This is a genomic window from Nostoc sp. (assembly GCF_041747015.1).
Lineage (GTDB): Bacteria > Cyanobacteriota > Cyanobacteriia > Cyanobacteriales > Nostocaceae > Nostoc.
The window spans coordinates 1-10,456 of sequence record NZ_JBGTFY010000234.1 but is presented as its reverse complement, the minus strand read 5'-3'; the positions used below and the strand labels follow the sequence as shown (position 1 = coordinate 10,456).

Annotated in this window: 10 protein-coding genes and 2 pseudogenes; 7 read left to right on the top strand and 5 right to left on the bottom strand. The window is 44.3% G+C overall.

All coding sequences use genetic code 11. The annotated features are described in order from the left end of the window. Positions 1-398: pseudogene (locus ACEW80_RS18975) on the top strand (IS4 family transposase); the annotation flags it as partial. A gap of 135 nt (positions 399-533) precedes the next feature. Here ACEW80_RS18975 and ACEW80_RS18970 read toward each other — a convergent pair. Next, positions 534-1,031 carry a VOC family protein gene (locus tag ACEW80_RS18970; protein ID WP_373528082.1) on the bottom strand — a complete coding sequence of 166 codons (498 nt, stop codon included), beginning with the start codon at positions 1,029-1,031 and terminating at the stop codon, positions 534-536. Positions 1,032-1,066: 35 nt separating this feature from the next. Continuing rightward, the gene (locus ACEW80_RS18965; protein WP_234017357.1) at positions 1,067-1,387 is read right to left on the bottom strand and encodes a YciI family protein; all 321 of its coding nucleotides are present in this window, start codon (positions 1,385-1,387) and stop codon (positions 1,067-1,069) included. Between the two features lie 210 nt (positions 1,388-1,597). Here ACEW80_RS18965 and ACEW80_RS18960 point away from each other — a divergent pair, with 210 nt between their 5' ends. Then, a complete protein-coding gene (locus ACEW80_RS18960) occupies positions 1,598-2,866 on the top strand; it encodes an RNA polymerase sigma factor (protein WP_373528081.1) in 1,269 nt (422 codons plus the stop codon). Between the two features lie 226 nt (positions 2,867-3,092). Here the strand turns inward: ACEW80_RS18960 and ACEW80_RS18955 are convergent. Beyond that, positions 3,093-3,542: pseudogene (locus ACEW80_RS18955) on the bottom strand (ISKra4 family transposase); the annotation flags it as partial. An 85-nt stretch (positions 3,543-3,627) separates the two neighbouring features. Continuing rightward, positions 3,628-3,975: a cupin domain-containing protein gene (locus ACEW80_RS18950; protein WP_373528080.1), complete on the bottom strand. Its 348-nt coding sequence runs from the start codon at positions 3,973-3,975 to the stop codon at positions 3,628-3,630. Between the two features lie 33 nt (positions 3,976-4,008). Here ACEW80_RS18950 and ACEW80_RS18945 point away from each other — a divergent pair, with 33 nt between their 5' ends. From ACEW80_RS18945 to ACEW80_RS18930, 4 genes are all read left to right on the top strand, one after another. Next, on the top strand, positions 4,009-4,671 hold the full coding sequence (locus tag ACEW80_RS18945) for a TetR/AcrR family transcriptional regulator (protein WP_373528079.1): 663 nt from the start codon (positions 4,009-4,011) through the stop codon (positions 4,669-4,671). Positions 4,672-4,835: 164 nt separating this feature from the next. Further along, positions 4,836-5,108 carry a Precorrin-3B methylase gene (locus tag ACEW80_RS18940; RefSeq protein ID WP_373528078.1) on the top strand — a complete coding sequence of 91 codons (273 nt, stop codon included), beginning with the start codon at positions 4,836-4,838 and terminating at the stop codon, positions 5,106-5,108. A gap of 339 nt (positions 5,109-5,447) precedes the next feature. Continuing rightward, positions 5,448-6,116: a class I SAM-dependent methyltransferase gene (locus ACEW80_RS18935; RefSeq protein ID WP_373528077.1), complete on the top strand. Its 669-nt coding sequence runs from the start codon at positions 5,448-5,450 to the stop codon at positions 6,114-6,116. A gap of 419 nt (positions 6,117-6,535) precedes the next feature. Beyond that, the gene (locus tag ACEW80_RS18930; RefSeq protein WP_373528076.1) at positions 6,536-7,474 is read left to right on the top strand and encodes a hypothetical protein; all 939 of its coding nucleotides are present in this window, start codon (positions 6,536-6,538) and stop codon (positions 7,472-7,474) included. Positions 7,475-7,551: 77 nt separating this feature from the next. Here ACEW80_RS18930 and ACEW80_RS18925 read toward each other — a convergent pair whose 3' ends face one another. Continuing rightward, a complete protein-coding gene (locus tag ACEW80_RS18925; protein ID WP_373528075.1) occupies positions 7,552-9,315 on the bottom strand; it encodes a Rieske (2Fe-2S) protein in 1,764 nt (587 codons plus the stop codon). Positions 9,316-9,775: 460 nt separating this feature from the next. Here ACEW80_RS18925 and ACEW80_RS18920 point away from each other — a divergent pair, with 460 nt between their 5' ends. Beyond that, positions 9,776-10,228: a DUF1392 domain-containing protein gene (locus ACEW80_RS18920; RefSeq protein ID WP_373528074.1), complete on the top strand. Its 453-nt coding sequence runs from the start codon at positions 9,776-9,778 to the stop codon at positions 10,226-10,228. The last annotated feature ends 228 nt before the right edge of the window (positions 10,229-10,456 follow it).

The window sequence follows — 10,456 nt, the reverse complement described above, 5'->3', positions numbered from 1 at the left end:
AATTGGATTTGAGACATATCAAAACTACGTTGGGTATGGATATTTTACGATGTAAAACTCCTCCAATGATCCGCAAAGAAATTCATGTTTATTTACTGGCTTACAATTTACTTCGGAGCTTAATGTGGTCGGCTGGGACTATTTACAGTACTCCTCCAAATCGCCTATCGCTGCAAGGTACTCGCCACCATTTAATTAACTTTATTCCCAAATTATTAGCAGCAACTTCTCAAAAACGCCTCCAAATTTATCGCACTTTGCTAAAGGTTATTGCTCACAAGGCTGTTCCAGAACGCCCAGGTCGTAGTGAACCACGAGTTCGTAAACGTCGCCCAAAAATTTATCCCTTGATGACCAAACCCCGGCATGAATTACGAAAGCAATTAAAAACTGCTTAACCACAAGTGTTTCAGCTTTTCTTAGTGCCATTCGACCATGACTTTCATTGTAAAATCTCCTGTTGAATGGTTTTGAGTTAGATTGCGAGGGGTTGGGTGTGCTGATTAGCGCAAAGCGCAACTCCGAAGGAACCGCTAATCAGCAGCGACACGCTTGAGTTCATCAATCTGGATCTTCTTCATTTGCAGCATGGTAGTGGTCACTTTTTGAGAGGTTGCCGCGTCGGGGTGGTTGAGTAACTCAATCAGAATGCGAGGAATAATTTGCCAGGAGACGCCGTATTTGTCTTTGAGCCAGCCGCATTGCTGTGCGGTTTCATCCCCACCGGCAGACAATTTTTGCCAGTAATCGTCCACATCCGCCTGGGTATCGCAAAAGATTTGGAAGGAAATCGCCTCGTTAAATTTGAAGGTCGGACCACCGTTGAGTGCTGTGAACGGCTGACCATCAAGTTCAAAGCTGACAGTCATGACGGCTCCGGCTGGTTTTCCGTGAATTTCCTGTCCAGCGTCTCCATATCGACTGACGTGGACAATTTTGGAATTGCGAAAAATCGACGTATAAAACTGAGCGGCGGCTTCGGCTTGATCATCAAACCATAAACAGGGAGTGATTTTGGAATTGTTTTGCATGAGGGTTCTCCTTGAGTTCAAGCGGTTAAGGACGGTCAGGGCTGTGCTGGTAGTCCCGCAACTTCGATGACAGGACGGATTTCGACGGTGCCGACTTTTGCACCTGGGATGCGGGTGGCGATCGCAATGGCTTCATCCAAATCCTGAGCATTAACGAGGAAGAATCCACCCAATTGTTCGCGGGTTTCGGCAAATGGTCCATCGGTCACGAGTGATTTGCCATCACGGACCTGGACACTGGTTGCGGTTGCAACAGGATGGAGTGGAGCCGTCGCCAGAAATTGTCCTTGAGTATGCAAGTCCTGGGCGAGTTGGGCAGATTCCCCATAGCAATGCTCCCGCTCGGTGTCGCTCATGGCGTTTTCGTCCATATAAATCAGCAGCAAATATTTCATTCGGTTGCCTCCTTTGTGATTAAGTCGAACGGGAATTGTCCAAATCGACACCTGAGTGCAAAAATTTTGTCTAGTACAATTGAACTTTATCTCCCTTTATCAGTTCAGTCGAACGGCAATTGCTCAAATCGACACCTTGCCCAAAATTCTTTATGTCTTTTTGTCAAAGGTATGGCTTCAATCCCAAAAACAGATGTGGCTCAAGCAATTGCTGCCCTTTATCGAACTGAATGGGGGCGCATTGTCGCTATTCTGATTCGGCTGGTCGGAGATTTTGATGTAGTTGAAGAAGCTGCACAGGCAGCATTTACAGCGGCAGTGAATCAGTGGGAAAGCGACGGTATTCCTGATCGTCCCCGTGCCTGGATTATCCGAACTGCCCGGTACAAGGCGATCGATCGCCTCCGACGACGCACGAAACTGACCGAAAAACTGGAGTGGTATGCGGCATCTGGCTTAATTCCATCCACTGAAGAACCAACCTATGACAGTGATGAAATTGGAGACGATCGCCTGCGATTAATCTTTACCTGCTGTCACCCGGCACTGGCAACGGAAACTCAAGTAGCGTTGACCCTCCGAATGTTGGGTGGACTGGAAACCGACGAAATTGCCCGCGCCTTTCTTATACAGACTGCAACAATGGCACAGCGGTTAGTTCGTGCTAAACGCAAAATTCGAGACGCAGGCATTCCTTACAAAGTACCTGAGACGACTGATCTCGCTCCCCGGATAGAGGCAGTCCTGACAGTCATCTATCTCATCTTCAACGAAGGCTATGCCGCAACCAAAGGAGATGTGATCGTGCGGGCTGACCTCTGCATCAAAGCGATTCGCTTGGGGCAACTGGTGCGGCAATTGCTGGCACCCCAACCCCCATCTGAAGTCACAGCACTGGTGGCGCTGATGTTATTGCACGATTCGCGGCGCAATGCGCGTCTAGATGAGGCAGGCGATTTGATTTTGCTAGAAGATCAGGATCGCAGTCGTTGGAACCATCTACAGATTGCTGAGGCGTTACCTCTGGTAGAGGAAGCGTTGCGGGGTGGAACCGGAGTGTATGCCCTGCAAGCGGCGATCGCCGCCCTCCATTGTCAGGCAACCCGCGCCGAAGAAACAGACTGGGCGCAGATCGTGCGGCTCTATGAGGTGTTGGAACGCTTGCAGCCCTCACCCATTGTGACCTTGAACCGAGCAGTGGCGATCGCAATGGCAGACAGTCCTCAAGCCGCATTTGGACTGATTGATAGCCTTGCTCCAGAACTGGACAGTTATCATCTCTTTCATGCCACCCGTGCAGATTTATTCCGGCGTGTTGGAGCATTAGAGGAAGCGACCCAGAGCTATACACGGGCACTAGAACTAGTGACAAATGACAGTGAGCGTCGTTTTCTGGAACGTCGGTTGCGCGAAGTTCAACCTAACATTCAGTCCGGCTAAGGGTTTACAACAGTTTAAAGCGCCAGGCATCCATGATGCCGTTGAAAAAGAAATGAAAAATTTTCTAACAGGGTGAACTTGTAACTTAACAAAAGGCAAAAGAAGACAAGTCGGCTTAGTACTTTAGTACTGTTATAATCCAATCGTTTCATCAAGTTGTGTTAGGGTGCAGCAAATCACCGATCGGCTCTCTAGCACATCCACATCAACTGATAGAGGGGCGCATCTAATCGTTGGGGGAGTACAAGGTTAGTGTCAATGGTTCGTCAGAGAACAAAGTATCAAACCGTTGATTCACCCAAGCTAAACGCAAATGTAGAAGGTGATTGAATCCATCCTCACTCCAACGCATCCCCACACCTTTGAAACGTTGTTGAATTAACCATTTACAAGCACTTTCAACCATACCGGAGCCAATAGGCAAACCTAGTTTCTTAAAAGTGCGATACTGAATGTGTTTGAAGTGAGTGTTTAAATAGTCTCGCACTTGGCGCAAAATGGTTTGAGTCGGTTTTGAGGTGTTTTGAGACTTGCTTAACCAATTCAATTCTTGGATAATATTCTTTCCCCGTCCATGACGTAATTGATAACGCATCCTTTTGAACCACATTTGAGGTGTTCGGGCAGGATTACCGTCTGAGTAAGCACAAGCGCCGTGAGAGTTATATTGGCTTGAAGTTTTTTACATAAGTGTTGCCAATCACTGTCTAATGGAAACAGTTGTTCAATTTGGTATTGCATTAATAGAAAAACTTGCACCCTTATAAATCGAAATCGAATTCAAAAGTTCCCATTGCTCCCAGGCGAATTGTTAGGAGTTCAACGTCTGTTATGGCTTTGTGCGGTCCCTGGCGAGTGTTAGAAGGGGTAAACCAAAACGTTCCCGCAGAGGATGTTATTCCCCCAGTTTCTACTACCCCAGCAAGTATGTAAACATACTCATCACATAAATGGATGTGAACTGGAATTGTAGTCCCAGCAATCATTTTCAAACGATGAATTGACCCCTGTGGAACAGGTTCCGCTAATGGTAAAAACTGAGTTCCAGGAAATTGAGTCAAGTCAACCCACGGCTGCTCAATTGTGTTGATAAATATTTGCCCAGGCATAAGATATATCCATAATACAATGATTCAGAACGAATGAATATTATTCACTCGTCTCAGATTACCACAACCGTTTGCTCTATGGGAAAAACAACCAAACCTACACAACCTCGATATGATGTCCTTGGGCGATACACGGCTTTGTTGGATGCAGGCGAGACATTGCTCTTGAGAGGCTACGAGCAAGCTCAACCTCAACTCATTGCTGATACCGCAGGTGTATCAGTTGGATTGTTTTATCGACATTTCAAAAGCAAGCAAGAATTGCTTACTGCCATCATAGTCAGGCATTTAAACAAGTTACATCTTCAAATTGCTCAAGCTCACAAAGCCTATTCTCATCCAATAGAAGCTATGCAAATGGTTGTTTTGCTCACATTGCGCTATTTCCATCAGCATCAAGGACTAATCAAGCTGTTCTTCATGCAAGTCGGTTATGGTGACGTGGCAGCAACCGAACAACTTCAGCCGGCGCGACAAAACTATCGCAATATTTTATCGACCATTATTGAGGATGGCATTGCTCAAGAGATATTTCTCAATCCACCTGTGCTCAATGTTCAAATTGCTATCAACAGCATTATTGGCACGATTAATTGGACTCTTTACGATCTACTCGTTGTCAAGAATCAAAACCTAGAACCTGAAGTCATAGCCACACAAATATCCTCGCACTTGCTACGGAGTCTGACACCTTAGTTCTCCTCCCCCAAAGGCTAGATACGCCCCAAAGCAGAACAATATGGCTTGCTGATGTTAATTTAGTCAATGTGGGTGTATGATTATCGTTACTTGGAACTAATGAGCAATGCCACAGTGTATTAGCAACTTGGGTTATTGGTCTAACATCATAACATCTGAGTATGGCAAAGGCAGACGTTCCACCTACAAGAGACGCACTGATTAAAGAAATCTGTCGGCGAATTCGAGTAGCCCGTAGCTATTGGGATGCCCACAACAACGCTGCCTGTAGAGGTGAGCGAGATCGCGCCTTAGCTCTTTACAACACTCTGAACAAGGAAGAAAAAGAGCAGATTCCGCAAGTGTTGCGGGTATGGTTGCGCTATCGTAGCGAGAAATACTTTGGCATACATAGAACGCCACTAAAGTCAGCACGAAAATCAAAAACGCCATGATTAGCTGACGGTAGCACTAATTAGAGAAACGATCACTCTTACCACCACAATAAAAGTCTACTTTGCATTTGTTGAGCCGACAATGTACAGTACAGATCAAGTTAAACCATTTTGACATTGTTCTAGCGCGGTATTTCATCCAAATTAGCCGCGATGCGTTTGTGCGTGGAACAGGCTGGCGCGGCATTTGGTTTTCGATGCTGATGATTGCGTTCTTGGGGCTGATTCTCTTTATCGTTGCCCGTTTGGGCTTACGCAAAATGCCGCTACCTGACTAAGCAAAAGTTACTACGGGTTAAAGCTGGAATGAAATAGGACTTAACGAAAGAGGTGCAGGATATGAAAACAATTTTTCTAGACACCGCCATGTTACTTTTACTCTTGGTTGGGGTTGGCCTCTGGTGGCGAGGGGCTGTACGTGTTCGCTTTTTACCCTTTCCTGTCTGGTTAGCCTGGTTGCTAGAAAATCCCTATATGAATGCGGTTGCTAGTAGTTCAACAATTTTAGAGCGGCTCAAGCTGGCTCCGGGAATGCAGATATTGGATGTAGAATGTGGCTCAGGGCGAGTGACTATTCCTGCGGCTGAAAGAGTAACGCCAAACGGGGCAGTAGTAGCTCTAGACGGTCAGCCAGCAATGCTGGAAGAGGTTAAAAAGCGAGTTGCTGCAAAGCACTTAACGAATGTGCAGATATTACTCAGCAGAATAGACCAGGATGAATTAGAGAAAAATGTGTTTGACCGCGCTTTACTTGTAACGGTCTTGGGTGAAATTTCAGATCGCGAGGCGGCACTGCATCAACTATTTGCTGCACTAAAACCGGGTGGGTTACTTTCCATCACCGAAGTGATTCCCGATCCCCACTATCAACCCTACAGCGTCGTTCGCCGTTTGACTGAGGCTGCCGGATTTCAATTTGATAGTCAATACGGAAATTGGTTTGCTTTCACTCTTAATTTTAAGAAGGCAGATGAACCCCACGATAAAACTTTGCAACAACCTGTATAGAGTTTTTTTGCCTTTCTTGGTTTTTCTCAAATGCTTATTAAACTGCTCTATCGCATCTTTCCTGGGTCATTTCTAGCACTCATTGTTAAGGAAATTCACCAGCTTCTGGTCAGTGTACTGCTGCCAACCGTAGTTTAATCGCCATTCGACAGGATCTCTAAATTGAGCGTACTTCCTTTAAAAAATGAAATAGTTAATGATATATTAGTACAAAATAACTATCAAAATGCTTTCCGGTAGTTTCTTTCCTGGAACAAGAATACGAGCAGATCGCTGCTTTAATAGTAAGCTTTTAATGTCAAGTGAGACTAAGCACTAATAGATTCAGATAACAAACCAGATATATTTAATACTTGCTGCATTTTATTACTGGTAAGTGCTTTAAGTCCAAAACAGAGCGCCTGGTTGTGGGATGATATATGCCAAAAGCACGAAAACTAGAAGAAACTTTATCTATTCTTGCCCAAATTCGAGAGCATCCCATAAGTGAAGAAGGGATCATAATTTTACGTCAAGTCCTCAAGAGCAAATATTCTATAGCTGTTGCCCAAGCAGCTAAGATAGTTGGCGAATCCACTATCACTGAGTTGGTTGCCGATCTTGTAGAAGCTTTTGCTCGAATGATGGTCAAACCCGCACAAGTAGACCAAAATTGTCTTGCCAAGAAAGAGATAGCAGAATCACTGTATCACTTAGAATACAGCGATGAAAACCTTTTTCTGCAAGGGATTCGACACGTTCAGATGGAGCCAGTATGGGGAGGACTTGAAGATACTGCTGCCCATCTTCGGGCTATATGTGCTTTCGGCCTGGTGAGAATGAATTACTCAGATGTCATGAACGAATTAGCGGATCTACTAGCTGACCCCAAACCAGAAGCAAGAGTTGCTGCTGCAAAAGCGATCGCCTACACAGGAAATCCCCAAGGTGTACCTTTACTTCGTTTGAAAACCCGCATCGGCGATCAAGCACCACAGGTGATTTCGGAGTGCTTCAGTGCTTTGTTACAACTAGCTCCGATTGATTCACTTGCAATAGTTGCTGGTTTTCTTTTTGACCCAAAGGAGCAAATCTGTGAGTTAGCAGCATTGACGTTGGGTGAATCACGATTAGAAAAAGCATTTGATCTTCTCAGAAATTGCTGGGAGCAAACAAGAAACGTAGAACTTCGTCGCACATTGTTACTCGCAATTGCAATGCTGCGACAAGATAAAGCAATAGATTTTCTGATCTCACTAGTGGCTCAAGGAAAAAACATCGATGCAAAAGATGCGATTGCAGCGATGGGTATTTATCGAGAAGACCGTGAACTGTGGCAGCGAGTTGATCAGGCTAGTAAACAAAGAGCCAATCAATAGGGACTCAAAAGGCGAGGATGTAGTAGGGAACTGCGAAAGTCTTAGCTGATAGCAACAGACACCCACATCCTCTGCTGTCAAGATTCCTCGAATAGGCGTGAGCCTTTATGTAACCGATAAGCGATTTGATAGGTTTGTCCAAGCGATCGCATTGTGGGAGAATGGGCTGCTAAATACCGAGCAGCAGCAACTAATATATGAATCCCAGCAGAAGTGTCACCTAATAGGGAATATTGACGAAAAGCGGCTTCTATTTCTTGAATTACATGAAAATCACGGTTTTCTCTGAGCATCATTTTCCCCAGCATCGCCATGAGTCTTTCAGGATTACCACCACAATATAAATAATTTGCCACTAATTGACCTGTCTGGTTAACTTGCTGCTGACGATTTAATAAATCGGGTAGCTGCTGGAGTAATTCTTCGGCATTTGAAACGGAGTCTTTAGCTTCTGGAAGTCGTGCTGGTGGTACATTCAAAAAACGATTCAAATAAACACTCATCGCCGCATCAAACACACCTCTGAGTAGTTCGACTGTTGGTACTCGTCGTAACCCTTGATGCACGGCGTTAGCAAAAGTAAATGGATGATGTGCCGAATTCCAATCTCCAAAGTCATTGTTAGTATTAAAACGAGCTACACGCAGTGCTGCCGTATAAGTAACTACACTTGATAATTGTTCTTCTGTACAACCAGCTTGTAGGGCATTCAGTAGCGAGTCGGCGATCGCTTGTGGGTCTTCACCTAATAAAATTGGTATTAATTGCTCCGAGTTTGACCAAGTTCCTCGTTGAGATTTCCCCGCATTTAAAACAGTGGGTAATTGCTCAAAAGCCGACTCTAATATTGCCACCAAATCTACAGGGTAGCGCCAGGAATTAGATTCTTCCATACGGGATGCACTAGCTAAACCCGAAACTAAGCTAGCCAGAACAGATTCTGCTGCTTGCCAACCAACAACATCAAGTGCTTCTAGTGCTTTGTTAATAAAATCAAGGGTATGCCCAATGTCGAGATAACGATGATCTGTAGCCGATGAAAACAGCATATCTGCAACTTGCTCTAAATTAGCCCCTGAGCGAATCGCAGATACCAGACATCTTTGTGCAGCTTCACTATCCCGTACCTCAATAAACTGGCAAAACCAGCTTTTAAGAGTCGCAAAATCAACTGTAGAGTTAGGCAATGGCTGAACGACAAACAGAGGTGGCGCACCTGCACTATCATTAGCGACTGCCGAAAGTCCGTGGAATAACGCACGGGGTTTGTCTTCTTCATCCAGATAAGGTAGTAGATTGATCATGCAGGTATGGATAGTTAAACCTGTACTCCAACCTGTTTTGTTGTAACTAGTGCCAAATTTTAGCCCGATTTGAAATGCTTCAGCCGGATTTACTCCTATATCTAACAGTGCGATCGTTGATTTGGCAATCACTAAAGAAATATTCTGCTCTAAACCATCTTCAAGGCGTTGAAGATGATGGGTATGAGGATTAGCTGGCAGCGCTAAATTCACCCAAATTTCACCATCACGAATTTCCACAGGAAATGCCGGAACATCATCTGCCCAAGAGTCGAAGGTTCCACCACTGGCGATATCAAAGCGGGCATAATGCCAAGGGCAGGTAATAATACCATCTTTGCAAATGCTACCTTGTAGGGGAAAACCCATGTGGGGACAACGGTTATCTATTGCATAAACTTTACTATCTGAGTAAAACAAAACAATAGTATGTTTTTCCCTGTGAACTAACAAACTGTTTGCTGCCTGAACATCTGTAAGTTGAGCAACACGAGTATAATTGTCTTTATCAGTTGTTTCTTTAAATATTTGAGTCATTTAATTTACACACGAGTGAATATCAAAAGCTGTACTTCTACTCTGGCAAAATTTTCCTTTCTTCGAGCATTTGTACAATACTAATTTTTGTTAACAATACCTTAACCTACTGAGGTCATGTGCTTTTTATAAATCACATGACCTCATGCTGGCTGATGATGCCAAAGGTTGTTGAGTGTAGTGTTAGTGTTGGATCAAGCAAAGGCAGTGCCGTGAAGTGGGGGACGTGGGTTGTTGTGGGTATCGCATAAAGCTGACGCCTAAACCGATTTGCTTGTACTTAATGGGGATGTCACTGCACAGTATACTACACATAGTGATGAAACTATCAGATAGGGTGCGATCGCTGTTGCATTTCGGATACCAGTCAATCACTTCTATATTTTGAAGTATTTGCATTATATTCCGGATCAGACTGATTCAAGGGAGTGTATGTATAAAAAAGAGACTATATTCCCAGATGGTTAACCAAATTACCGCCTTAGAATCCTGTTGGCATATTTCTCCTGAATGGGGTCAGTCCATGCCTCCTCTAGCAGTGAAAATGTTAGAAAAAGTTTTGTTGTCAATCTCGGATTTGTCAGGCTACTGCTGTGGTGTTCAGTGGGAAAGACAGGAATGGATTTATGCAATTGTTTGCCAGAATGAAACTCTCTACTTAGCTGAACAAGAATTTCATCCAACAAATGTACTAGAAAAGACCACTGTTTCTACTCCAGCTTTTGAATTGGGGGATATAGTTGAGGTTGATTTCGGTGAACAGCCGACACGCCGTGTTATTCAAGGTATTTTTAGTCTCAAAGATAATTGGCTTTATGGGGTAGAGTGGCGCTCCCCAATTTTAGAAGAAGTGTTTGCCCAAAGTAGAACAATATGGCTTGCTGATGTTGATTTAGTCAATGTGGGTGTATGAGGATTATCAGTTGCGACAAAAGAGCAGCACCAAGTTAACTAACAATTTGGGTTATTAATCCCAAGTTACTGGTTTTATTAGCTACTTTTAATTAGGGCTTGCTGAATAAGTCTCCAGAGCGAATCTAGAAGCCACACAGCTTACAAAATAGTAGTTTCGTCGCTTAGTTTCCCAATTTGCCCGGCGCTCGCCGACGAAAGTGCAAGGTTTTTGAACCTCTGGATGCTA